The sequence below is a fragment of the uncultured Microbacterium sp. genome (genome assembly GCF_945952435.1).
Lineage (GTDB): Bacteria > Actinomycetota > Actinomycetes > Actinomycetales > Microbacteriaceae > Microbacterium.
The window spans coordinates 62887-86158 of record NZ_CAMFHZ010000003.1; the positions used below are offsets into that span (position 1 = coordinate 62887).

A 23272-nucleotide genomic window follows, 5' to 3' on the forward strand; every position below is an offset into this window, starting at 1 on the left:
TCGCTGATCCAAGCCGTAAGTTCTTCTTATGGATCCACAGCAACTCCGTGCCCTCCGCGAACTGCGTGACCGTGGCTCGATCGCGCAGGTCGCCGTCGCATTCCGAGTGACGCCCTCGGCCGTGTCGCAGCAGCTCGCGGCGCTCCAGCGGCGCGCGGGCGTCGCGCTGACCCGGATCGACGGGCGCAGGACGGTGCTGACGGACGCGGGGCACGCGCTCGCGGACGCCGCCGTCGGGGTCGAGATCGCGATGGCGCAGGCGCAGGACGCGGTGGACCGCTTCCACGCGACCGAGGCGGCGACGGTATCGGTCTCGGCCCTCTCCTCCGTGGCCCAGACGTTCTTCCCTGCCCTGCTCAGTGCCCGGTTACCGAGCGACCCGGTGCTGAGCTTCACGGATCGCGACGTCGCCCACCACCGGTATGCCGCCCTCACCGCCGACATCGATCTGGTGATCGCGCACCGACTCCCCGGCGCGGATCGGTGGCCGTCCGGCATCCAGGTGATCCCGCTGCTGGACGAACCGCTCGATCTGACCTTCCGCCGCGGCCACGATCTGGATCGCGCTGCGCCCGCCTCGATCGACGAGCTCGCCGACGTCGAATGGATCAACGTGCACGAGGACTATCCGCTCGCAGGATCGGTCTCGCTGCTCGGCGCGCTCAGCGGGCGCGAGCCGCGTGTCCGGCACCAGGTCAACGACTACGCCGTCACGGCCGCACTCCTCGGCGCCTCCGACGCCGTCGCGCTGCTCCCGCGGCACACGGGTCGCTGCTACCTCGGCGCAGGTCTCGTCCAGCGTCCGATCGCGCACGACGCGGCCCCTCGCCGGAGCATCGACGTGCTCGCCCGCCCCGAGGCGCTGCGTCGCCGGGGCGTGCGCGCCGTGCTCGATGCGATCCGGGCGCACGCGGCGCTGATCGCCGGCGCGGACGAAGCCGAGTCCACGCCACGCGCGTGACGCGGCCGCGCTCGGGCACGCCGACGCGTCCTCCGCGCCGCGCGACGAGGCGTGGACGGAGCGGAGCGGCGGTGCGCCTCCGCCACGGCACGCGTCGCGAGACCTAGCCTGGTCGGATGACGAGCGCACGGAGGATCAGCGCACGAAGGATCCTGGGGATCGATCCCGGACTGACCCGGTGCGGGGTCGGCGTGGTCGACGTCGATCCGATGCGGAGGGGCACGCTCGTGCACGTGGGCGTGATCCGGACGCCGGTCGACGCGCCGATCGGCGAACGGCTCGCGTCCGTGGCGGAGGGCATCCGGTCCGTGATCGCCGCGCACGGCCCGGAGGCCGTCGCCGTGGAGAGGGTCTTCGCGCAGCAGAACAGTCACACCGTCATGGGCACGGCCCAGGCGAGCGGAGTCGCGCTCCTCATCGCGGCGGAGCACGGGCTTCCCGCGGCGACGCACACCCCGAGCGAGGTCAAGGCGGCTGTGACCGGATACGGCTCGGCCGATAAGAAGCAGGTCCAGGCGATGATCGCCCGGATCCTCCGGCTCGACGCGCCGCCGCAGCCGGCCGATGCCGCGGACGCGCTAGCCATCGCGCTGTGCCACGCCTGGCGGGGGGCCGCGTCCGATCCCGCGGGCTCGGCGGCAGGCGCAGGCCAGACGCCGGCGCAGCGCGCGTGGGCCGACGCGGAGCGTGTCGCTCGAACATACCTACGAGCGCGTGCGTAGAATCGTCGTATGATCTCCTCCTTGCGCGGCATCGTGCTGGCCACGACCGCGGACTCCGTGGTCATCGAGGTCGGGGGAGTCGGGTTCTTCGTCGCCGTCCCGGGGGACGTGGCGCACACGGCCCGCCTCGGACACGAGCTGCGGCTGCACACCTCGCTCATCGTGCGCGAGGACGCGCTGTCGCTCTTCGGATTCGCCGAGGCCACCGAGTTGGAGGTGTTCGGTCATCTGCTCTCCGTCACGGGGGTCGGTCCGAAGTCCGCCCTCGGCGTGCTCTCGCATCTGTCCGTGGATCAGATCGCGGCGGCGGTCGACGCGGACGACGACGCCCCGTTCCGCCGGGTCTCCGGGATCGGTCCGAAGACCGCCAAGCTCATCGTCGTCCAGCTCGCCGGCAAGCTGCAGCCGCCCACAGCGGCCACCCCGATCTCCTCCGTGCCGGACGAGATCGGCACGCAGCTGATCGCGGCGCTGATGGGCCTCGGCTGGAGCGAGCGCGTCGCCGCGGACGCCGCGGAGAGCAGCCTCGCCGAGGCGAGCGAGACCGAGCGCGCCTCGGTGGCGCTGCTGCTGCGCCGCACCCTCGCGACTCTGGGTCCGGCCCGTGCCTGAGTTCCGCGATTCCGCCGAGGCCACGGACGACGCTGAGCTGGCGATCGAGGGGGCACTGCGTCCCGCGAGCCTCGACGAGTTCGTCGGCCAGCACAAGGTCCGCGGTCAGATGAAGCTGCTCCTCGACGCGGCGCGCATCCAGGACCGGCCGGCGGACCACATCCTGCTCTCGGGACCTCCCGGCCTCGGAAAAACGACCCTCGCGATGATCGTCGCCCATGAGAGCGGCCGCGCCCTGCGGATGTCGAGCGGTCCCGCGATCCAGCACGCCGGGGACCTCGCGGCTCTCCTCAGCAGCCTCACCCCGGGCGAGGTGCTCTTCATCGACGAGATCCACCGGATGGCGCGCTCCGCCGAGGAGATGCTCTACCTCGCGATGGAGGACTTCCGGATCGACATCATGGTCGGCAAGGGCGCGGGGGCCACGAGCATCCCGCTCGAGCTCGCGCCCTTCACGCTCGTCGGCGCGACGACGCGCTCCGGCCTGCTCCCCAACCCGCTGCGCGACCGCTTCGGCTTCACGGCGCACCTGGAGTACTACGACGCCGAGGAGCTCGAACGCGTGGTGGAGCGCTCGGCGCTCGTGCTGGGCGTCGACGTCCCGGCGGTGGCGCGCGCCGAGATCGGGCGGCGGTCTCGAGGGACTCCGCGCATCGCCAACCGCCTGCTCCGTCGCGTGCGCGATTTCGCGCTCGTGCACGGCGGGGGATCCTCCGCGTCGGTCGAGGACGTGCGCGCGGCGCTGGAGCTCTACGACGTGGACCGGATCGGGCTCGACCGCCTGGACAGGGCGGTGCTCGACGCGATCGTGCGCCGGTTCCGCGGCGGTCCGGTGGGGCTCAGCACCCTCGCGGTGTCGGTCGGGGAGGAGCCCGACACGATCGAAAGCGTCGTGGAGCCGTATCTCGTCCGGATCGGTTTCCTCGGGCGCACGCCGCGCGGTCGCATCGCGATGCCCGAGGCGTATGCGCATCTCGGCATCGGCCACCCCGAGGGGGCGGCATTGTTCGATGACCTATAATCGCTGAAGACTTCCACCCTGTCCCTGCACCGCGCGTACCCATCGACGGCTCGCACGCTCGAAAGGCCCTTCTCCCGCATGAACATCGGCAATTTCTTCAGCCAGTACGGACTCTTTTTCGTTCTGGCGATCCTCCTCGTCTTCATGGTGTTCAGCACCCGTCGTCGCAACAAGCGCATGAAGGAGGAGCAGGAGAAGAAGGCGCGCGAGACCGTTCCGGGCGCCCGCGTCCTGCTGCAGGGCGGCATCTACGGCACGATCGTCGAGTTCGACCCGGAGAACCTCGATCAGCCGGCACGCGTCGAGATCGCACCCGGCACCGTCATCGAGGTGCACTCGCAGGCCATCCTGCGCATCGTCGACGAGGAGGCCACGGCTCTCGTCGCCACGGAGGAGCACACGCCGCTCGATGACCAGACGCCTCTTGACGAGCGGCCCGCTGCCTCGGCGGACCCCCGCATCGAGTCCGCCGAGGAGACCCGCGCCCGCCTGGAGCGCGAGGCCGACGACAAGAACTGACGTCCGCCGCGCTCCGGCGCGGACAGACCTTCCGCCCCGTTCTCCAGAAAGCGAAGAACCTTCGTGGCATCCTCTTCTCCCGTCAAGCACGCCTGGCGGGTCCTGCTCGGCCTGCTCGTGCTCATCGCGGTGCTCTTCGGCATCAACGCCGGCGGTGTGATCTTCGGCAAGAGCTCCTGGTCCCCGCAGCTTGCCCTCGATCTGCAGGGCGGGACGCAGATCATCCTGAGTGCGCAGACGGCGGACGGCAAGGATCCGAACGCGGAGCAGCTCGACCAGGCCGCGCAGATCATCCGACAGCGTGTCGACGCCTCGGGCGTCGGCGAGTCCGACATCACGACTGAGGGCGGTCGCAACATCGTCGTCCAGATTGCGGGGAAGGCCGATGAGGCCACGCGCAACCGGATCCAGGCGAGCGCCAAGCTCGAGCTGCGCCCTGTGCTGGCCGCCACGGATCCCGCTACCTCGTTCGTCGGCCAGGACGGCAAGAGCACCCCGTACCCGACGCCGGCGCCGGATCTCGCCTCCACCCCCTCACCGTCGCCCACCGACGGCAGCGACACGAGTTGGATCACACCGAAGCTGCAGGCCGAGTTCCTCGCCTTCGACTGCAACACGAAGCGCGACGCGGCGAAGCAGCCCACCGATCAGCCGCTCATCGCGTGCGACGGCCAGGCGAAGTACTTGCTGGGCCCCGTCGCCCTCGACGGCACGTCGATCACCGACGCGACCGCGGGGATGAACCAGCAGAACGGGCAGTGGGAGGTCAACCTGACCTTCAACGCCAAAGGCACCGACGCCTTCGGCAAGGTGAGCCAGCGCCTCTACGGCTACACCCAGCAGAACCAGACGCCGCGCAACCAGTTCGCGTTCGTGCTCGACGGCTCGGTGATCTCGGCCCCCACGATGAACGGCGTGATCCTGGACGGTCGTCCCTCGATCAGCGGTTCGTTCACGCAGGAGACGGCCAAGAGCCTCGCGGACCAGCTGAAGTATGGCGCGCTGCCGCTGAGCTTCACGGTGCAGAGCTCCGACACCATCTCCGCGACCCTCGGCTCCCAGCAGCTGCAGATCGGCCTCATCGCCGGCCTCATCGGCCTCGGACTCGTCGCGATCTACTCGCTCCTCAGTTACCGCGCACTCGGGTTCGTGATCGTCGCGTCGATCGCGGTCATGGCCGTGCTGACGTACGTCATCATCTGCATCCTGGGCTGGCGGATGGGCTTCCGGCTCTCGCTCGCGGGTGTCGCCGGTCTGATCGTCTCGATCGGATTCACGGCCGACTCCTTCATCGTCTACTTCGAGCGGATCAGGGACGAGCTGCGCGACGGCAAGTCGATCACGGGCGCCGTGGAAGACGGCTGGGGTCGTGCGAAGCGCACGATCTACATCTCGAAGTCGATCAACATCCTCGCCGCGGTCGTGCTCTACATCCTCGCCGACGCGACGGTGAAGGGCTTCGCGTTCACCCTCGGTCTCACCACGATCATCGACGTGGCGATCTTCGTGATCTTCACGCACCCGGTGATGCAGCTCCTCGCGCGCACCCGCTTCTTCGGCAACGGGCATCCGCTCAGCGGCATGGACCCCGAGGCGTTGGGCGCGGTCTACCGCACGCGCACCGAGTACCGCAGCGTGGCTCCCGCGTCGCAGGGCCGTGCCGCCAAGGCGGGTCGTTCCCGGGGCGAGGCGGAGCGTCGCCAGACGATCGCGGAACGCAAGAGGGCCGAAGCCCTCGCCGGATCCGACACCGGGGCCGCGCGCTCCGGGAACGAGGAGAACGACTGATGCGCTCGATGAACGAGTTCGGCAACGACCTCTATTCCGGCAAGACCTCCTTCCCGTTCGTCGCGAAGCGGCGGATCTGGTTCGTCATCGCGATCGTGCTCGTGATCGCGTCGGCCCTCGTGCCCTTGTTCCGCCCCGTCCAGTTCTCGATCGAGTTCACCGGCGGATCGCAGTTCACGGTCGAAGCCCCCGCGGATCGCAACCAGGACATCGCGACCTCCGCCGTGCGCTCGGTGCTGCCGAACGTGACCACCAAGGTCACGACCGTCAACAACCGCGACATCCGGGTGCAGACCGCGCAGCTCAAGGACGATCAGGAGACGCACGACGTCGCGGCGGCTCTGGCCAAGGCCTACGGCGTCTCCGAGGACAAGGTCAACACGTCCTTCATCGGTCCGAGCTGGGGCGAGGGCGTGACGCGCCAGTCGCTGTGGGGTCTGGCGATCTTCCTCGCGCTGACCTTCCTGATCCTCGCGCTCTACTTCCGCACCTGGAAGATGTCGGCGGCGGCCATCCTGGGACTGGTCGACGTGCTGGTCATCACCGTCGGCGTGTACGCGCTGGCCGGCTTCGAGATCTCGCCCGCCGCGGTGATCGGATTCCTGACCATCCTGGCGTACTCGCTGTACGACACGACGGTCGTGTTCGACAAGATCCGGGAGAACACCACCGAGGAAGGCGCCAAGTCGTCACGGACCTTCGGCGAGTCCGTCAATCTCGCGGTCAACCAGACCCTGATCCGATCGATCAACACCGCGGTCATCGCGGCGCTGCCGGTCGGCGCGATCCTGTTCATCGGCGCCTTCTGGCTCGGCGCGCAGACCCTCACCGACATCTCCCTGTCGATCTTCGTCGGCATCATCGTCGCGGCCTATTCGACGCTGTTCGTCGCCGCGCCGCTCTACTCGCTCTTCCGGGAGAACGAGCACACCATCACCGAGCGCGACAAGCGCGTCCGTGAGGCCCGTGCGCGGGCGACCGTCACCGCGGTAGAGGTCTGATCCGTCGATGCGTCCGGTGCTCTTCTCCGCGCGTAGGATGATCTGCCTGGAGGTCGGATGAGCGAGGTTTCCACGTCCCAGGGCGCGAACCCCGCGTCCGGACAGGGGCAGGGGTCGAGTCTGCGCAGGCTCGTGCCGCGGATCTTCTCGCGCGCGCCCCGGATCAACGACCTCGACAACCTCATCCGCACCGTCCGGCAGAACCACCCGCGGGGCGATCTCACGATCATCGAGCGCGCATACGCGGTCGCGGCCGAGAAGCACGAAGGGCAGAAGCGACAGAGCGGCGAGCCCTACATCACGCATCCCCTCGCCGTGGCGCAGATCCTCGCGGATCTCGGTCTCGGGCCGCGGGCGATCGCCGCCGCCCTGCTGCACGACACGGTCGAGGACACGGGCTACGCCCTCACGGACCTGACCGCCACGTTCGGCGACGAGGTCGCCATGCTCGTGGACGGCGTGACCAAGCTCGACAAGGTCAAGTACGGCGACAGCGCGCAGGCCGAGACGGTCCGCAAGATGATCGTGGCGATGTCGAAAGACATCCGCGTGCTCATCATCAAGCTCGCCGACCGCCTGCACAACGCGCGCACCTGGGGTTTCGTGCCTCCGGCGAAGGCCGCGAAGAAGGCCACGGAGACCCTCGAGATCTACGCTCCGCTCGCGCATCGCCTCGGTATCCAGGCGATCAAGTCGGAGCTCGAAGACCTCTCCTTCGCGGTGCTGCACCCGAAGATCTACGCCGAGATCGAGAGCCTCATCAAGCAGCGCACCCCTCAGCGCGAGCAGTACATCCGCGAAGTGATCGGCGCCGTCGAGAGCGATCTGCGGGATCTGCGGGTGCGCGGCAAGGTCGCCGGACGGCCCAAGCAGCTGTACTCCGTGTACCAGAAGATGGTGGTCCGCGGCCGGGAGTTCGACGACATCTACGATCTCATCGGCATCCGCGTGCTCGTGAGCACCGTGCGCGACTGCTACGCCGTGCTCGGAGCGATCCACGCCCGATGGACGCCGCTGCCCGGGCGTTTCAAGGACTACATCGCGACGCCGAAGTTCAACCTCTACCAGTCGCTCCACACGACGGTGATCGGTCCAGGGGGCCGCACCGTCGAGATCCAGATCCGCACCCACGAGATGCACCAGCAGGCCGAGTTCGGCGTGGCCGCGCACTGGATGTACAAGGAGCGGATGAACGGGGGCAAGGGCGTCGCCGCATCCTCCTCGGACGCCGACATGACCTGGCTCGCGCACATCTCCGACTGGCAGGCCGAGACGGCGGATCCCAGCGAGTTCCTCGAGTCGCTGCGCTTCGAGATCGGTGCGAAGGAGGTCTACGTCTTCACGCCCAAGGGGCGCGTCATCGGCCTTCCCTCCGGTGCCACGCCGGTCGACTTCGCGTACGCCGTGCACACCGAGATCGGCCACCGTACGATGGGTGCGAGGGTCAACGGACGGCTCGTCCCGCTGGAGACGGCGCTCAACAGCGGCGACGTGGTCGAGGTGTTCACCTCGAAGAACCCCGACGCCGGCCCGAGCCAGGACTGGCTCACCTTCGTCAAGAGCACCCGCGCGCGCAACAAGATCCGCGGCTGGTTCACGAAGGAGCGGCGCGAGGAGGCGATCGAGCAGGGCAAGGAGGCGATCGCGCGCGCGATGCGTCGGCAGAACCTGCCGCTGCAGCGTCTGATGAGCCAGGAGTCGTTCACCGAGGTCGCGCATCAGCTTCGCTATGAGGACGTCTCCGCGCTCTATGCGGCCGTGGGCGAAGGCCATGTCTCGACGCAGTCGGTGCTCGAGAAGGTCACCGCGCTCATCTCCACGACCGAGGACACCACGACCGGCGCGATCGACGTCCCCACCCAGGGTCGCAGCCGGGCGCCTCGCGAGGGGGATTCCGGCGTGCTCGTGCGCGGCTCCGCCGACATCCTCGTCAAGCTCGCCAAGTGCTGCACGCCGGTGCCGGGCGACGAGATCGTCGGCTTCGTCACGCGCGGGAGCGGCGTCTCCGTGCACCGCGCCGACTGCGTGAACGTCAAGGCGCTCTCGGCGGAGAAGGACCGCATGGTCGAGGTCGAGTGGGCCCCGACCACCCGGAGCATCTTCCTCGTGCAGATCCAGGTGGAGGCCCTCGACCGTTCGGGGCTCCTCTCCGACGTGACCAGGGTGCTCAGCGAGCATCACGTGAACATCCTGTCCGCCAGCGTGCAGACGAACTCCGACCGCCTGGCGCTGAGCCGTTTCGTCTTCGAGATGGGCGACACCGTGCATCTGGACCGCGTGCTGAACGCGGTGCGCCGGATCGACGCCGTCTACGACGTCTATCGCGTGACGTCCTCCTGACCCCGCCGCACCGGCGTCGCGGCGGGCGTCGCCGGTGCGCCGCGCGCACGCAGGAAGGCGCGCACCCTGTCCATCCCCGGTCCGCGCCCGTCCACCTCCGCCCGCGTCAGGATCCTGGTCACGAGCGTCGGATCCGCCTCGGCGAGGGCCCGTGCCCAGACCGCGCGCTCCGGGACCGTCGGCGGCCAGCGGAGCAGATCGATGAGGGTCCGTTCCGGGGAGGCCACGGCGACGGTGCCGATCCGACGGACGTCGTGGTGACCGAGTGCCACGTCATGGACGATCAGACGGGTGACGGGCGCGCTGCGCAATCGTCGTCCGGAGGCGCTCTGGATCTCGTGGACGCGGGGCGGCGCGTCGCCCGCGCCGTGGATCCAGGCCGCGCTCATCCCCGCGAACGCCACCCCCTCGCTCCGGGGCAGCACCGTCGCGAGAGACAGCGCGCGGAGGGCGGCGGTCTCGACGAGGTCTGCCGGGACGTACGCCTCGCCGAGCTCGACCACATGGCCGTCGAGTCTGGCCGCGCTGAGCTCCGCGGGGGAGAGGCGGTCACCGATCCGGTGCACGATGCCGATCCGGTGCACGAAGAGGCCGTTCATGCCGCCATTGTCCCGGGAACGCCACAGGGCGGGGCGCCGAAGCACCCCGCCCTGTGGACAAGCCGTCTCGATCGGCCGGCGTCCCCGGATCAGCCGTCCAGGGCGCCCAACCAGGCACGACGCGCCTCGAGCGCTTCGGTCGCCTGCTTCAGCGCTCGTGCATCGCCCGACTTCTCCGCGGCGTCGCGCGCGGCCTCGAGCTTGGCGATGGCCTGCTGCAGCTGCTCGCTCATCGCGCCGGCGCGGGCCTTCGTCTCGGGATTGTTGCGCTTCCAGTCGACGTCCTCGCGGCCCTTGAGCTCCTGCTCGATGACGCGGAGCCTGTCGTCGAGCGCACGCTCCTTCTCCCGCGGGAAGATCCGGCCGACGTCGTCCCACTGACGCTGGATGCGCGTCAGCAGCGCTCGTGCCTTGGCCAGGTTGGGCTCGTCGGTGACGGCCTTGGCCTCCTCGAGCAGCGCGGTGCGCGCCTCGATGCGCGGCGCGGACTCGGCCTCGGTCGCGGCGGCCTGCTCGGCACGCGCCGAGTACAGCGCGTCGCCGGCCGCCTTGAACCGGGCCCAGAGCGCATCGTCGGCCTTGCGTCCGGCGCGTCCCGCGGCCTTCCACTCGTCGAGCAGCGCACGGTACGCGGGGATCCCGTCGACGCCCCGCGGCGCGAGCGCCTCGGCACGCTCCACGAGGCGCGCCTTGCGGTCCCGCGCGGCCTTGTGCGTCTCGTCCAGCTCGGCGTAGAAGGCGCGGCGCTGACGGTCGACGGTCGCGCGCGCGTCCCGGAATCGCTTCCAGAGCTGGTTGGCGGCACCCTTGGGCAGTCGGGGCCCGGTCTGCTGGTGGTTCTGCCAGGCGTCGAAGAGCGCGCCCATCTCCTCGGTGACCTTCTTCCACTGCACGGAGGAGAGGTCCTGCGCGGCGATGGCCTCCGAGCGCTCGACGATCGCGGTGCGCTCGGCGATCGCGGCGTCCACCGCGGCCTTCGCCTCGACGGCCTCCGCCGCGGAGGCGTCCGCGAGCGACGCGGTCAGGGCGTCCAGACGGGAGCGGAGCCCCTGCAGATCCCCGACCGCGGCGGCATCGGTGAGCTCGACGACGAGGTGGCCCGCCTGCTTGGAGAGGTCGCCGGCGGCCGCGCCTCCGCTCTTCACGCGCTGCTCGAGCGTGTTGACCTTGAAAGCGAGATCGTCGAACTTGCGGGCGAAATAGGCCAGCGCCTCGGCGGCAGTGCCGTCGGGGTACTCGCCCACGACGCGCCATCCGCCGTTCTCGCGGACCGCGACGGTGCCGTCCTCGTCCACGCGACCCCACTCTGCGGCATCGCTGATGCTCGACGGCCCTGCCGTCGCGGGAGCCGCGGGGGCGGCGGGCCGGATCGTGCGCGCGGGCGGGCGGGGCATGGCGGGCGGACGCGGCATCGCCGACGGCCGCGGCGCAGGGGCCGCGGGGGCGTCCGTGGACGAGTCCTGCGCCGTGACGGACGCGTCGGGCTCCGCAGCGCCGTCCGGGGCGGCGTCGACGCTCTCGGGCGCCGCGGGCTCGGCCGCCGCGACGGACTCGGGCGCGTCGGACTCGGGCGTGGGGGTGGACTCGGTGCTGTTCGGCTCTTCGGCAGACACGGTGAACTCCTTGCGCGGGCGACCCGCGGGAGGCGGAAAGGACAGGCCCTCAGCCTAGTATGCCGGTGCGCGGCGCGAAGGGTTCCCGCCTCGGGCTCGCTCCGTCAGCCCGCCGGCGGCGTCGTGGCAGGGGCGACCGTCGACGGAACCGGTGAGGGCGTGGGCGTGGTCGTCGCCGAGGGCGTCGGCTTCGGTGCGGGGGCCGTCACCTCTGCGTGGACGACCTGGCTGACGATCGCTGCGAGGACCACGATCGACCCCGCCACGATCGCCACCGCGTTGTCTCGCAGGCGACGGCGCTGGATCCCGGCATGCCAGTCGCGACGTGCCGCATACGCGCGAGCGCGCTCCTGGTCGAGACGGGCGCGCTGTTCGCGGGCGTTCGTCGGACGGCGACCGGCCATGGTCCTCCTCGGGATGTCGGCTCCGGGTGTCGAGCACAGAGCCTAGCCGCACGCCATCTGCGCCTTCCGCATCCCCGTCCGATGTCGGTGGTCGCGGCTAGCCTGGGGGGATGACTCCCGCCTCTCCGCTGCTCGGCGGCCAGACGCCGCTCGCGGTGCGGATGCGCCCGACCTCGCTCGACGAGGTGGCGGGACAGCAGCATCTGCTGCGCCCCGGATCGCCGATCGTGACCCTGGCGGATCCCTCGGGGAAGACGGCGTCGAGCGTTTCGATGATCCTGTGGGGACCGCCCGGCACGGGCAAGACGACCCTCGCGCAGGCGATCGCGCGTTCGTCCGGGCGCCGGTTCGTCGAGCTGTCGGCGGTCACCGCCGGAGTCAAGGACGTGCGCGAGGTCATGCAGGAGGCGCTCACCCAGCGCGATCTCTACGGGCAGTCGACCATCCTCTTCCTCGACGAGATCCACCGCTTCACCAAGGCGCAGCAGGACGCGCTGCTGCCCGGCGTCGAGAACGGGTGGGTGATCCTCATCGCCGCGACGACGGAGAACCCCTCCTTCTCCGTGATCTCGCCGCTTCTCTCCCGCTCGTTGCTGCTCACACTGCAACCCCTCACCGATGACGACATCGGCCTGCTCATCGATCGAGCGGTGGGCGACGCCCGAGGGCTGAACGGGCGGGTCGTGCTCGATCCCTCCGCCCGCGCCGCGCTGATCCGGCTCGCCTCGGGCGACGCACGCCGCGCGCTCACGGGGCTGGAAGCCGCCGCATCGGTGGCGGCGACCGCGGACCACGAGGAGGACGACCCGGACCGCGAGGAGGACGGCGAGCAGGACGCGCCCCCCGTGCTCACGGAGGACGACGTCGCACAGGCGGTGGACCGGGCGCTGCTGCGCTACGACCGCCAGGGCGACGAGCACTACGACGTGATCAGCGCCTTCATCAAGTCGATCCGGGGTTCCGACGTCGACGCCGCCGTCCACTATCTGGCCCGCATGATCGAGGCGGGGGAGGACCCGCGCTTCATCGCTCGACGACTGGTCATCTCGGCATCGGAGGACATCGGCCTCGCCGACCCCCAGGCGCTCGTCATCGCGGTCGCGGCGGCCGACGCCGTCGCCTTCATCGGCATGCCCGAGGGACGCATTCCGCTCGCGGAGGCCACCGTGTACCTCGCGACCACGGCGAAGTCCAACGCCGCCTATCTGGCGGTCGATGCGGCGATCGCCGACATCCGCGCGGGCGGTTTCGGCCGCGTGCCCGTACACCTGCGCGACGCCCACTATCCCGGTGCCAAGCGCCTGGGCCACGGCAAGGGCTATCGCTATCCGCACGACCACGAGGCGGGAATCGTCGCGCAGCAGTACCTCCCGGACGAGCTGCGCGGTCGCCGCTACTACCGGCCCAAGGCGCTCGGGGCCGAGCGCGACGTCCAGGCACGCCTGGAACGGATACGCCGCATCCTCGGCGACGGCTGAGAGCCCGTGCGGACGCGCGTCGGGAGGTCGGCGCGGAGGCCGAGGCGGAGAGGTCGCGGGCAGGATCGGCCGATCTGATAGCATGGATCGGCTCGAAACCGGGTTTTCGGGCATCTCTCCACTCCTGCACCACCCTCTCGTCCGCCCCGGCGTGCGTTCGTGAGGGGCGGAATCGAGACGATACGTCCGCGAGCCGTGATGGACACGGCCGCGTATCGAAAGGAACACTTCGTGGTCACGAAGTCCCAGGACCGCCGCAAGGTGCGTCTGTCGCGCGCCCTCGGCGTCGCGCTCACCCCCAAGGCCGCCCGCTACTTGGAGAAGCGTCCCTACGCTCCCGGTGAGCACGGCCGCACCAAGCGCAAGGCCGACAGCGACTACGCCGTCCGTCTGCGCGAGAAGCAGCGTCTCCGCGAGCAGTACGGCATCCGCGAGAAGCAGCTGGTCATCCAGTTCAACGAGGCCCGTCGCAAGGACGGCCTGACGGGTGAGAACCTCGTCGAGCAGCTCGAGATGCGTCTCGACGCGCTCGTGGTCCGCGCGGGCTTCGCGCGCACCACCGCGCAGGCGCGTCAGCTCGTCGTGCACCGTCACATCCTCGTCGACGGCCAGCTCGTCGACCGCCCGTCGTTCCGCGTGAAGCCGGGTCAGCTCATCCACGTCAAGCCCAAGAGCGAGGGCCTCGAGCCCTTCCAGGTGGCGGCCGCCGGCGGTCACGCCGAGGTGCTGCCCCCGGTTCCGGGCTACCTCGAGGTCGAGCTCGACAAGCTGCAGGCCCGTCTGGTCCGTCGCCCGAAGCGCGCCGAGGTCCCCGTGACCTGCGACGTGCAGCTGGTCGTCGAGTACTACGCGGCTCGCTGAGTCCGTCGGACTCCGGACGGAGTCCAGCGAACTCTCCGAACACACCGAGGAGGTGTCGGGGGCAACCCCGGCGCCTCCTCGGTGTTTGCGCATACGATGGATCTCGCCGTGACGTGCGGCCGGAAAGCGGAGGTGAAGGGCATGAAGAGCCTGGCATGGTTCCTCATCGGCGTGATCGGCGGGTTCGTCGCCGCCCACTTCCTCAACAAGGATCCGCGCAGCCATGACGTGCTCGCGGACGTCGACCGCCGCATCGACGAGTTCACCGGCATCCTCGGCGACGCGTTCCGGGCGCAGGAGGCCCGTCTCACCGCGGACTGACGCCCGACCTCGTCACCTCTTCGTCACGCGCGCCGACGCGCGCCCACAGCAAGGACTCCTCTACGAGCATGAAGACCGCGGAGATCGCGCAGCGCTACCTCGACTACTTCGAGAAGAACGACCACCTCATCGTCCCGTCGGCCTCGCTGGTCAGCGACGACCCGTCGTTGCTGTTCACCGTCGCCGGCATGGTGCCGATGATCCCGTATCTCACGGGTGTGGTCCCCGCCCCCCATCCGCGCATCGCCGACCTGCAGAAGTGCATCCGCACCAACGACATCGAAGAGGTCGGTCGCACGGCCCGCCACGGCACGTTCTTCCAGATGCTCGGCAACTGGTCCTTCGGCGACTACTTCAAAGAGGGTGCGATCCGCTACGCGTGGGAGCTGCTGACCGCCTCCGAGTCCGACGGCGGTCTCGGCTTCGACGAGAAGGACCTCTGGGTCACCGTCTACGAGACCGACGACGAGGCGGAGGCGATCTGGCGCGACGTCATCGGGCTCAAGCCCGAGCGGATCCAGCGCCTCGGGCGCGCGGACAACTACTGGAACACGGGTCAGCCCGGTCCTGGTGGACCCGACAGCGAGATCTTCTTCGACCGAGGGCCGGCCTACGGCGAGGACGGCGGCCCCGCGGTCGACGACACCCGGTTCCTGGAGATCTGGAACCTCGTCTTCATGCAGGACTTCATCGAGAACATCCAGGGCAAGACGGAGTTCGACATCGTCGGCGAGCTGCCGATGAAGAACATCGACACCGGGATGGGCCTCGAACGCGTCGCCTTCCTCAAGCAGGGCGTCGAGAACATGTACGAGACGGATCAGGTGCGCCCCGTGCTGGACCGTGCGGTGGAGCTCTCCGGACGCCGCTACGGCGCCGAGCACGCCGACGACGTGCGCTTCCGCGTCGTCGCGGACCACGTGCGCTCCTCGCTCATGCTCCTCTCGGACGGCGTGCGGCCCTCGAACGAGGGGCGCGGGTACATCCTGCGTCGGCTGATGCGCCGGACGGTGCGGTCGATGCGGCTGCTCGGCGTCGACGAGCCCGTCTTCCCCGAGCTGTTCTCCGTGTCGAAGGACGCGATGAAGAGCGCGTACCCGGTGCTCGAGCAGGACTGGGCGCAGCTCTCCGCCGCCGCCGACGCGGAGGAGGAGACGTTCCGCCGGACGCTGGACGCCGGATCCACCATCCTCGATCTGGCACTCGACGACACGAAGAAGGCGGGATCGGCGACGCTGAACGGATCGCAGGCGTTCCTGCTGCACGACACCTACGGCTTCCCCATCGACCTCACGCTCGAGATCGCGGAGGAGGCCGGCCTCAGCGTCGATCGTGCCGCGTTCGACACGCTCATGCAGGAGCAGCGCACCCGAGCGAAGGCGGACGCCCGCAATCGCAAGCGTCAGCTGGCCGACGTCTCGGTCTACCGTGACCTGCGCGCGCTGGGCGAGACCGCGTTCCTCGGATACGACGAGCTCGAGACCTCCTCGCGCGTGCTCGGCATCCTCGTGGACGGGCACCCCGTGCAGAGCGCGGGCGAAGGACAGGTCGCCGAGGTGATCCTCGCCGAGACGACCCTCTATGCGGAGTCCGGCGGTCAGGTCGCCGACAAGGGCGTCATCACCGGCCCCGGCTACGCCCTCGAGGTGCTGGACGTGCAGCGCCCCGTCCCCGGTCTCATCAGCCACACGGTCGAGGTCACGAGCGGCACGGTCTCGGTCGACGCCGCCGCGACCACGTCGGTGGACGCCGCCAACCGTCGCGCCGCGCGTCAGGCCCACTCCGCCACGCACCTCGTGCACGCCGCGCTCCGCGACACGCTGGGCAAGACGGCGACCCAGGCCGGCTCGCTCAATCGCGCGGGCTATCTGCGCTTCGACTTCTCCTGGGGGCAGGCTCTGTCGGCCGAGACCCGCACGGAGATCGAGGAGATCGCGAACCGCGCCGTGCAGGACGGCCTCGAGGTCACGACGAAGATCATGTCGCTCGACGACGCGAAGGCCGCGGGCGCGATGGCCCTGTTCGGGGAGAAGTACGGCTCCACCGTCCGCATGGTCGACATCGGCGGCCCCTGGTCCCGAGAGCTCTGCGCGGGCACGCACGTCTCGTCCAGCGCGGAGATCGGCCTGATCAATCTGGTCGGGGAGTCCTCCGTCGGCGCGTCCAACCGTCGCGTCGAGGCGCTCGTCGGACAGGAGGCGTTCCGGGAGTTCGCGGCCGAGAGGGCGCTCGTCTCGCAGCTGACCACGGCGCTGAAGACCCCGCGCGAGCAGCTGACCGAGCGCGTCTCGGACCTCGCGGCGCAGCTCAAGGCCGCGGAGAAGCGGATCGCCCAGTTCGAGGCCGCGGAGCGGGCGGGACGGGTCCCTGCGATCGCGCAGACCGCGACCGCCGTCGGCACGCTGCAGTTCGTCGCGCACGACCTCGGAGAGGTCGCCGGTGCGGACGAGGTCCGTGAGATCGCGATGGGCGTGCGGGACACGTTCGGCGGGACGGCCGCGGTCGTCGCGATCGCGGGCGTGGCGAACGGGCGACCGATGGTCGTCATCGCCACGAACGACGCCGCGCGTGCCGACGGCGCCAAGGCGGGTGCGCTCGCGAAGATCGCGGCCGGGGTGCTCGGCGGCGGAGGCGGTGGACGGGACGACGTCGCGCAGGGCGGCGGCTCCGATCCGGCAGCGCTGCCGGCGGCGTTCGCGGCGATCGAGCAGGAGCTGCGTCGCGCGTGACCGGGTTCCGTCGAGGAGTGCGGCTCGGGGTCGATGTCGGCCGGGCGCGGATCGGGGTCGCGCGCAGCGATCCCGACGGGATGCTGGCCGTACCCGTCGAGACGGTGCCGCGCGACGACGACGCGATTGCGCGCCTGGTCGCGCTCGTCGGGGAGTACGAGCCGCTGGAACTGCTCGTGGGACTTCCGATCAACCTGCGCGGCGAGGACACCGCCTCGACCGTCGACGCGCGCGATTTCGCCCGGGCACTCGGGTCGGCGTCGTCCGTCCCGGTGCGCCTGGTCGACGAGAGACTGAGTACGGTGTCCGCCCACCAGGCGTTGCGCGCCTCGGGACGCAGCCAGCGCTCGTCGCGTGGCGTCGTGGACCAGGCCGCCGCGGTCGTGCTGCTGCAGCAGGCCATCGACACCGAGAAGAACACCGGTTCCCCCGCCGGTACTCCGCTGATTCTCGACGAGGAGAACCTCTGACATGACCGACCGCGAAGACCCGGCCGCGTCCGACGCCGCGCACGACCTGTTCCGTGCGCTTCCCGATCCGCAGGTCGAGGCCCCGCGCCCCGTCGGGGCCGCACCGGCGCCCGGATCCCGGCGCGCCGCACGCGCCGCCGCGCAGCAGGGTCCCGCGCCGCAGGAAGCCGCTCCGCAGAACGCCGTCGCGCCGCAGGACGGCGACGCGAGGTCGGCGGCCGACGCACCGGAGGTTCCTCCCGTGCCCGCCGGCCCGGGAGTCGAGCAGGTGGGCGCGTCTCGTCCGGCGGCCGCGGAACCGACGACGCGCGACACTGCTCGCGCCGAGGATCCCTCGCCCGCCGCACCGCTCGACGAACCGACGGCGGGAGCGTCCGGAGGCGGATCCGCAACCGAGGATCCCTCGCACGCGACGCTCGAGGCGCTGTTCCGCCACGAGCCGGATCACGCGCCGACGAAGCCGCGGAGCCGCAGGCGGGGCTGTCTCGTCGCGCTCATCATCGTCTTCGTGCTCGTCGGCGGTGCCGCCGCGGGCGGCCTGTGGGTGTGGAACCAGTTCGGTTCGACGATCGCGGAGAACATGGGCTGGGGGCCGCCCAAGGACTACGCCGCAGGACAGGCGACGGGAGAGGCCCTCGTCACGATCGCCAAGGGCGACGCAGGACAGGAGGTCTCGACGGCCTTGTACGACGCGGGCGTGACCCGGACGAAGAGCGTCTTCTACGACATGCTCGTGACGCAGGGCGTCAACCCGACGTTCTATCCGGGCGTCTACAAGCTGCAGACGAGGATGACCGCCGCGGCGGCGTTGAAGGCTCTGCAGGATCCGAAGACGAAGATGGAGAACTCCGCGATCATCCCCGAGGGGCTGACGGTGGATCAGACGATCGAGAAGATCTCGAAGAGCGTCGACGTGCCCCTCGCGGATCTGCAGGCCGCGGTCAAAACGCCCGCCGACTACGGTGTGAACGCGCCGTCGCTCGAGGGCTGGCTGTTCCCCGCCCTCTACGAGTTCGCGCCGAAGGCGACGGCGAAGGACGTCATCACGACGCTCGTGAAGCGCACGCGCGACTCGCTCGCGGCGGCCGAGGTCCCGGCGGCCGAGGAGGAGAGGGTGCTCACGATCGCCTCGATCGTGCAGCGCGAGGCGCGCGCGGAGGCCGACTTCTACAAGGTCTCCCGGGTGATCCAGAACCGTCTGGACAAGGGCATGAAGCTGCAGATGGATTCCACCGCGCAGTACGGCTACGGCGAGCTGCACGCGGGCAGCGCGAGTACTTCGGACGCCGCCCAGAACGACGACAACGCGTGGAACACCTACGTCATCGACGGCCTGCCCAAGACGCCGATCGCGAACCCCGGCGACAAGGCCATCGACGCGGCCATGCATCCCGCCGACGGACCCTGGCTCTACTTCGTGACCGTCAACCTCGACACCGGCGAGACGGTCTTCTCCTCGACGTACGAGGAGCACGAGGCCGCGGTGAAGCAGTGGCAGGACTGGTGCAAGGCGAACCCGGACTCCGGGTGCTGACGCGATGACCGCCGCAGGCGCCGCGGTCCGCCTCGCGGTCTGGGGCGATCCCATCGCGCACAGCCGGTCGCCCGAACTGCACGCTGCCGCTTACAGGGTGCTCGGGCTGGACTGGAGCTACGGGCGGGAACGGGTCGCGGTCGACGGCTTCGACGCGGCCCTGGACCGTCTCGACGGTTCCTGGCGGGGGCTGTCGCTCACGATGCCGCTCAAGGAGCGGGCCTTCGCCTTGGCCGATGCCGTCGACGACGACGCCCGGCTCACCGGTGCGGTCAACACGTACCTGCTCGGATCCTCCGTGCAGGGCTTCAACACGGACGTCGGCGGCCTCACGGCCGCCCTCGCCGACGCGGGACTGGGAGCCGTCCGGACGGCGCGCGTCCTGGGCGGGGGAGCGACGGCACGCTCCGCCCTGGTCTCACTGCTGCGGCTGGGGACGGTCGAGGTGGAGCTCCGCACCCGCCGGAGCGCCCAGGCGGACGAGCTTGCCGCCTTCGCGCGGCGGATCGGTCTGCGCGCGTCGGCGGCCGCGCTCGACGTCGACGGGCCGCTATCGGCCGTCGACCTCACGGCCTCTACGCTGCCGGGATCGGCTGAGCTGCCGGGAGGCGTGACGGCGGCTCTCGCGGCGGCGGGCGGAGCGCTCTTCTCCGCCGCGTACGCACCGTGGCCCACCCCGCTCGCCACCGCCTGGCGGAACGCACCCGTCGTGACGGGGCTGGAGATGCTGCTGCATCAGGCCGTGCGTCAGATCCGGATCTTCCGCAACGGGGCCCCCGATCGGGAGCTGCCGGACGAGGCGGCCGTGCTCCGCGCGATGCGTGCCGCGCTCGACGCCCCGCCCGTCTGAGCCGCCGGACCCCTCACGACACGCGGCGTCGTGCCGCGGGAACGCATGGGAGACTAGAAGAATGCTCCGCGTGCTCACGGCCGGCGAATCGCACGGCCCCGAACTCATTGCCGTCATGGAGGGCCTGCCGGCGGGCGTTCCCCTCTCCCGGGAGGCGATCCAGGCCGACCTGCAGCGTCGCAAGCTGGGCTATGGGCGTGGATCGCGGATGAAGTTCGAGCAGGACGAGTTGACGATCTCCGGCGGCGTGCGACACGGCCTCTCCCTGGGCAGCCCGATCGCGATGCGCATCGGAAACACCGAGTGGCCGAAATGGGTCGAGGTGATGAGCGCCGACCCCGTCGAGCTCACCGAGAAGTCCCGCGGACGCAGCGCCGCGCTGACCCGCCCGCGGCCGGGGCACGCCGATCTCGTGGGCATGCAGAAGTACGGCTTCGACGAGGCGCGCCCGATCCTCGAACGCGCCAGCGCCCGCGAGACGGCGGCTCGGGTCGCCCTCGGCGCGGTGGCGCGTGCGTTCCTCGGCGAGCTCGGGATCCGCCTGGTCAGCCATACGCTCGCGATCGGACCGGTGCGGGTGCCGGACGGCGCCGCTCTGCCGACCCCCGACGACGTCGACGTGCTCGACGCGGATCCGCTGCGCTGCTTCGACGCCGCCACGAGCGAGCTCATGGTCGCCGAGGTCGACGCGGCCCGCAAGGACGGCGACACCCTCGGGGGCATCGTGGAGGTGCTCGCCTACGGCTTGCCGCCCGGGCTCGGCTCCCACGTGCACTGGGATCGCCGCCTCGATGCGCGGCTCGCGTACGCGCTCATGGGCATCCAGGCGATCAAGGGCGTCGAGGTCGGAGACGGCTTCGAGACCACCCGCCGTCGGGGTTCCGCCGCGCACGACGAGCTCTTCGCGACGGACGACGGCATCAGCCGCGGCTCGGACCGTGCGGGCGGGACCGAGGGCGGCATGTCGACCGGGACGGTGCTGCGGGTGCGTGCCGGCATGAAGCCGATCGCGACCGTCCCGCACGCCCTGCGCACGGTCGACGTCGCCTCGGGCGATCAGGCGACCGCGCACCACCAGCGCTCCGATGTCTGTGCGGTCCCTGCGGCCGGTGTCGTGGCGGAGGCGATGGTCGCGATCGAGCTCGCGAACGCCGTGCTGGAGAAGTTCGGCGGCGACAACGTAGCGGAGACCCGCCGCAACCTCGAGGCGTACCTGGCCGCGATCCCCGACGAGCTGCGCACCACGCCGGCGTCCGAGGCGGCCCTGATCCTGCACGATGAACTCGGCTGAGCCGGCCCCGCAGCGTCTGGTCCTTGTCCTCGCCGGTCCGATGGGCGCGGGCAAGACGAGCGTGGGGCGACGCGTCGCCCGCCTGCTCGGGCTGCCGTTCGTCGACACGGACAAGGCGATCGTGCGTGCGCACGGACCCATCCCGCAGATCTTCTCGGAGCACGGCGAGGCGCAGTTCCGGATCTGGGAGCGGGAGCAGGTGGCGCGGGCGCTCGACGACGGGGGAGTGATCTCCCTGGGCGGCGGGGCGGTGCTCGCGGAGGACACGCGTGCACGCCTGCGCACCGTTCCGGTGGTGCTGCTGACGGTGACCCCCGACGCCGTCGCGGCGCGGATCGACGGCGGAGGGCGGCCGCTGCTGGCCGCGGAGGAGGATCCTCTCGTGCGATGGAGCCGGATCCTCTCCGAGCGTAGGCCCCTGTACGAGGAGATCGCCGACGTGGTCTTCGACACCTCCCGGGCGCCGATGACGCGCGTGGCCGAGGAGATCGCGGCATGGATGAGAGGACGAGCATGAGCACGGAGCAGCAGGACGGGGAGATCACGACGATCCCCGTGACCGGGACCGACGCGTACGACATCACGATCGGCCGGGACGTGCTCGACCACGTCTCCGCCGCGCTCGCGCCGTCGGTGCGCAAGGTCCTGGTGGTGCATCCCCCGACGCTCGCGGATCGCGCCGCGCAGTTGCGCGATCGGATCCTGGCCGACACGGCGAACGGCCCCCGGGAGGTGCTGCTCGCGGAGATCCCGGATGCGGAGCAGGGCAAGCGGATCGAGGTCGCGCAGTTCTGCTGGCAGATCATGGGTCAGGCCGACTTCACGCGCACCGACGCCGTGGTGGGCTACGGCGGGGGAGCGGTCACCGACCTCGCGGGCTTCGTCGCGGCCACCTGGCTGCGCGGCGTGCAGCTCGTCCAGGTGCCGACCACCGTCCTCGGCCTCGTGGACGCCGCGGTCGGAGGCAAGACCGGGATCAACACGAACGAGGGCAAGAACCTCGTCGGTGCGTTCTGGGCGCCGCGCGCGGTCATCGGCGACCTCGACGAGCTGTCCAGTCTCAGCCGCAACGAGGCCACGGCCGGCTTCGCCGAGGTCGTCAAGGCCGGATTCATCTGGTCCCCGGAAATCCTCGACATCGTCGAGGCCGATCCCTCGCGGGCTGTCGATCCCCTCACCCCGGAGTTCCGCCGTGCCGTCGAGCTGGCGATCGGGATGAAGGCGCGCGTGGTCTCCGAGGACTTCCGCGAAGCCGGGCAGCGCGAGATCCTCAACTACGGGCACACGCTCGGCCACGCGATCGAGCACGCCGAGCGGTACCGCTGGCGTCACGGCGCGGCGATCTCGGTCGGGATGCTCTTCGCCGCCGAGTTGTCCCGCCTGGCCGGTCGCCTGGACGACGCAGCGGCGGACCGGCATCGCACCGTGCTGGAATCGCTCGGACTGCCGACCTCGTATCGTGCGGGCGCGTGGCAGACGCTGCTGGCGACGATGCAGCGCGACAAGAAGAGCCGCGGCGGGACGCTGCGCTTCATCGTGCTCGACGACATCGCCAAGCCCACCGTGCTGCAGGCCCCGGACGAGTCGCTGCTCTTCGCCGCCTACCAGGAGGTCGCGGAGTGAGCCCTCTCGTGCGCCGGATCCAGGCGCACGAGTGGGAACTGACGAAGCGGCTGCGGCTGAGGGCGCTGCGGGATCCGGTGGCCGACCTGGCCTTCCTGGACACGGTCGAGAACGCCTCCGCCCAGCCGGACGCGTTCTGGCAGGAGCGCACCCGCGCCGCGGCGGAGGGAGGCCCCCACGCGCAGTTCGTCGCGATCGCGGAGAACGGCGACGAGTACGGCACGGCCACGGTCCTTCCGCGCACGGACGCACCGCGACAGGGGCTCGTCGTCGGCGTCTACGTCGCGGAGGGGCATCGCGGCGCCGGCACGATCGAGGCCCTCTTCGACGCCTGCGCCGCCTGGGGCATCGCACAGGGATACTCCGACCTCGTGCTCGAGGTGCACGTGGACAACGCCCGCGCGCAGCGTGCCTACGCGCGATGCGGCTTCGTCCGCACCGGCGAGATCACGGAGCTCGCCAACGGCCGCGAGTACGTCATGCGCCGCGGCCTGCCGCAGCCGACGGACGGATCCGATCCGCTGGTACCGTGAGG

The 23272-nt window shown here is 70.6% G+C and carries 22 protein-coding genes; 19 read left to right on the top strand and 3 right to left on the bottom strand.

The genetic code is table 11. The annotated features are described in order from the left end of the window. The first annotated feature begins 28 nt into the window (after positions 1-28). The 8 genes from Q0P88_RS02105 to Q0P88_RS02140 all read left to right on the top strand — a co-directional run bounded on the left by Q0P88_RS02105 (position 29) and on the right by Q0P88_RS02140 (position 8964). On the top strand, positions 29-961 hold the full coding sequence (locus tag Q0P88_RS02105) for a LysR family transcriptional regulator (protein ID WP_295010632.1): 933 nt from the start codon (positions 29-31) through the stop codon (positions 959-961). A gap of 116 nt (positions 962-1077) precedes the next feature. Next, positions 1078-1683, top strand: a complete 606-nt coding sequence (gene ruvC / locus Q0P88_RS02110; RefSeq protein WP_295010633.1) for a crossover junction endodeoxyribonuclease RuvC — start codon at positions 1078-1080, stop codon at positions 1681-1683. 9 nt (positions 1684-1692) lie between these two features. After that, positions 1693-2295: a Holliday junction branch migration protein RuvA gene (gene ruvA, locus Q0P88_RS02115; protein WP_295010634.1), complete on the top strand. Its 603-nt coding sequence runs from the start codon at positions 1693-1695 to the stop codon at positions 2293-2295. Next, positions 2288-3316: a Holliday junction branch migration DNA helicase RuvB gene (gene ruvB, locus Q0P88_RS02120; RefSeq protein ID WP_295010635.1), complete on the top strand. Its 1029-nt coding sequence runs from the start codon at positions 2288-2290 to the stop codon at positions 3314-3316. The genes ruvA and ruvB overlap by 8 nt, the downstream gene beginning before the upstream one ends. A 78-nt stretch (positions 3317-3394) precedes the next feature. Continuing rightward, the gene (locus Q0P88_RS02125) at positions 3395-3835 is read left to right on the top strand and encodes a preprotein translocase subunit YajC (protein WP_295010636.1); all 441 of its coding nucleotides are present in this window, start codon (positions 3395-3397) and stop codon (positions 3833-3835) included. 63 nt (positions 3836-3898) lie between these two features. Further along, complete coding sequence (gene secD / locus Q0P88_RS02130) at positions 3899-5623, top strand: protein translocase subunit SecD (protein ID WP_295010637.1); 1725 nt, start codon at positions 3899-3901, stop codon at positions 5621-5623. After that, the gene (gene secF, locus Q0P88_RS02135) at positions 5623-6624 is read left to right on the top strand and encodes a protein translocase subunit SecF (protein ID WP_295010638.1); all 1002 of its coding nucleotides are present in this window, start codon (positions 5623-5625) and stop codon (positions 6622-6624) included. The genes secD and secF overlap by 1 nt, the downstream gene beginning before the upstream one ends. A 57-nt stretch (positions 6625-6681) precedes the next feature. Beyond that, a complete protein-coding gene (locus Q0P88_RS02140; RefSeq protein WP_295010639.1) occupies positions 6682-8964 on the top strand; it encodes a bifunctional (p)ppGpp synthetase/guanosine-3',5'-bis(diphosphate) 3'-pyrophosphohydrolase in 2283 nt (760 codons plus the stop codon). Here Q0P88_RS02140 and Q0P88_RS02145 read toward each other — a convergent pair. The 3 genes from Q0P88_RS02145 to Q0P88_RS02155 all read right to left on the bottom strand — a co-directional run bounded on the left by Q0P88_RS02145 (position 8943) and on the right by Q0P88_RS02155 (position 11580). Next, positions 8943-9563: a type IV toxin-antitoxin system AbiEi family antitoxin gene (locus tag Q0P88_RS02145; protein ID WP_295010640.1), complete on the bottom strand. Its 621-nt coding sequence runs from the start codon at positions 9561-9563 to the stop codon at positions 8943-8945. The genes Q0P88_RS02140 and Q0P88_RS02145 overlap by 22 nt on opposite strands. Positions 9564-9652: 89 nt before the next feature. Then, entirely contained in the window at positions 9653-10957 is a 1305-nt protein-coding gene (locus tag Q0P88_RS02150) for a DUF349 domain-containing protein (RefSeq protein ID WP_295010781.1), read from the bottom strand. A gap of 323 nt (positions 10958-11280) precedes the next feature. Continuing rightward, the gene (locus tag Q0P88_RS02155) at positions 11281-11580 is read right to left on the bottom strand and encodes a hypothetical protein (RefSeq protein WP_295010641.1); all 300 of its coding nucleotides are present in this window, start codon (positions 11578-11580) and stop codon (positions 11281-11283) included. Between the two features lie 110 nt (positions 11581-11690). Here Q0P88_RS02155 and Q0P88_RS02160 point away from each other — a divergent pair, with 110 nt between their 5' ends. The 11 genes from Q0P88_RS02160 to Q0P88_RS02210 all read left to right on the top strand — a co-directional run bounded on the left by Q0P88_RS02160 (position 11691) and on the right by Q0P88_RS02210 (position 23270). After that, complete coding sequence (locus Q0P88_RS02160; RefSeq protein ID WP_295010642.1) at positions 11691-13058, top strand: replication-associated recombination protein A; 1368 nt, start codon at positions 11691-11693, stop codon at positions 13056-13058. 231 nt (positions 13059-13289) lie between these two features. Further along, positions 13290-13919: a 30S ribosomal protein S4 gene (gene rpsD, locus Q0P88_RS02165; RefSeq protein ID WP_295010643.1), complete on the top strand. Its 630-nt coding sequence runs from the start codon at positions 13290-13292 to the stop codon at positions 13917-13919. A 141-nt stretch (positions 13920-14060) separates the two neighbouring features. Further along, a complete protein-coding gene (locus Q0P88_RS02170) occupies positions 14061-14240 on the top strand; it encodes a hypothetical protein (protein WP_295010644.1) in 180 nt (59 codons plus the stop codon). A gap of 68 nt (positions 14241-14308) precedes the next feature. Beyond that, entirely contained in the window at positions 14309-16969 is a 2661-nt protein-coding gene (gene alaS / locus Q0P88_RS02175) for an alanine--tRNA ligase (RefSeq protein WP_295010645.1), read from the top strand. After that, positions 16966-17439: a Holliday junction resolvase RuvX gene (gene ruvX / locus Q0P88_RS02180; RefSeq protein ID WP_295010646.1), complete on the top strand. Its 474-nt coding sequence runs from the start codon at positions 16966-16968 to the stop codon at positions 17437-17439. Before alaS ends, ruvX begins: the two co-directional genes overlap by 4 nt. Before the next feature lies 1 nt (position 17440). Next, on the top strand, positions 17441-18973 hold the full coding sequence (gene mltG / locus Q0P88_RS02185) for an endolytic transglycosylase MltG (protein ID WP_295010647.1): 1533 nt from the start codon (positions 17441-17443) through the stop codon (positions 18971-18973). A 4-nt stretch (positions 18974-18977) separates the two neighbouring features. Further along, positions 18978-19823 (top strand): shikimate dehydrogenase, encoded by an 846-nt coding sequence (locus tag Q0P88_RS02190; protein WP_295010648.1) that lies wholly within the window; start codon positions 18978-18980, stop codon positions 19821-19823. 61 nt (positions 19824-19884) lie between these two features. Next, positions 19885-21114 carry a chorismate synthase gene (gene aroC, locus Q0P88_RS02195; RefSeq protein ID WP_295010649.1) on the top strand — a complete coding sequence of 410 codons (1230 nt, stop codon included), beginning with the start codon at positions 19885-19887 and terminating at the stop codon, positions 21112-21114. Further along, a complete protein-coding gene (locus tag Q0P88_RS02200; protein WP_295010650.1) occupies positions 21101-21631 on the top strand; it encodes a shikimate kinase in 531 nt (176 codons plus the stop codon). Before aroC ends, Q0P88_RS02200 begins: the two co-directional genes overlap by 14 nt. Further along, positions 21628-22737: a 3-dehydroquinate synthase gene (aroB, locus tag Q0P88_RS02205; protein WP_295010651.1), complete on the top strand. Its 1110-nt coding sequence runs from the start codon at positions 21628-21630 to the stop codon at positions 22735-22737. Before Q0P88_RS02200 ends, aroB begins: the two co-directional genes overlap by 4 nt. Next, complete coding sequence (locus Q0P88_RS02210; RefSeq protein WP_295010652.1) at positions 22734-23270, top strand: N-acetyltransferase; 537 nt, start codon at positions 22734-22736, stop codon at positions 23268-23270. The genes aroB and Q0P88_RS02210 overlap by 4 nt, the downstream gene beginning before the upstream one ends. Positions 23271-23272: the final 2 nt, after the last annotated feature.

Excerpts from the sequence above, each read along its gene's own strand:
- Q0P88_RS02105 (WP_295010632.1), top strand. The coding sequence starts at position 29 with ATGGATCCACAGCAACTCCGTGCCCTCCGCGAACTGCGTGACCGTGGC.
- Q0P88_RS02150 (WP_295010781.1), bottom strand. The coding sequence starts at position 10,957 with ATGCCCCGCCCGCCCGCGCGCACGATCCGGCCCGCCGCCCCCGCGGCT.
- secF (WP_295010638.1), top strand. The coding sequence starts at position 5,623 with ATGCGCTCGATGAACGAGTTCGGCAACGACCTCTATTCCGGCAAGACC.
- Q0P88_RS02170 (WP_295010644.1), top strand. The coding sequence starts at position 14,061 with ATGAAGAGCCTGGCATGGTTCCTCATCGGCGTGATCGGCGGGTTCGTC.
- ruvC (WP_295010633.1), top strand. The coding sequence starts at position 1,078 with ATGACGAGCGCACGGAGGATCAGCGCACGAAGGATCCTGGGGATCGAT.
- aroB (WP_295010651.1), top strand. The coding sequence starts at position 21,628 with ATGAGCACGGAGCAGCAGGACGGGGAGATCACGACGATCCCCGTGACC.
- mltG (WP_295010647.1), top strand. The coding sequence starts at position 17,441 with ATGACCGACCGCGAAGACCCGGCCGCGTCCGACGCCGCGCACGACCTG.
- ruvA (WP_295010634.1), top strand. The coding sequence starts at position 1,693 with ATGATCTCCTCCTTGCGCGGCATCGTGCTGGCCACGACCGCGGACTCC.
- Q0P88_RS02145 (WP_295010640.1), bottom strand. The coding sequence starts at position 9,563 with ATGAACGGCCTCTTCGTGCACCGGATCGGCATCGTGCACCGGATCGGT.
- Q0P88_RS02155 (WP_295010641.1), bottom strand. The coding sequence starts at position 11,580 with ATGGCCGGTCGCCGTCCGACGAACGCCCGCGAACAGCGCGCCCGTCTC.
- Q0P88_RS02125 (WP_295010636.1), top strand. The coding sequence starts at position 3,395 with ATGAACATCGGCAATTTCTTCAGCCAGTACGGACTCTTTTTCGTTCTG.
- aroC (WP_295010649.1), top strand. The coding sequence starts at position 19,885 with ATGCTCCGCGTGCTCACGGCCGGCGAATCGCACGGCCCCGAACTCATT.
- Q0P88_RS02190 (WP_295010648.1), top strand. The coding sequence starts at position 18,978 with ATGACCGCCGCAGGCGCCGCGGTCCGCCTCGCGGTCTGGGGCGATCCC.
- Q0P88_RS02140 (WP_295010639.1), top strand. The coding sequence starts at position 6,682 with ATGAGCGAGGTTTCCACGTCCCAGGGCGCGAACCCCGCGTCCGGACAG.
- Q0P88_RS02200 (WP_295010650.1), top strand. The coding sequence starts at position 21,101 with ATGAACTCGGCTGAGCCGGCCCCGCAGCGTCTGGTCCTTGTCCTCGCC.
- Q0P88_RS02160 (WP_295010642.1), top strand. The coding sequence starts at position 11,691 with ATGACTCCCGCCTCTCCGCTGCTCGGCGGCCAGACGCCGCTCGCGGTG.
- alaS (WP_295010645.1), top strand. The coding sequence starts at position 14,309 with ATGAAGACCGCGGAGATCGCGCAGCGCTACCTCGACTACTTCGAGAAG.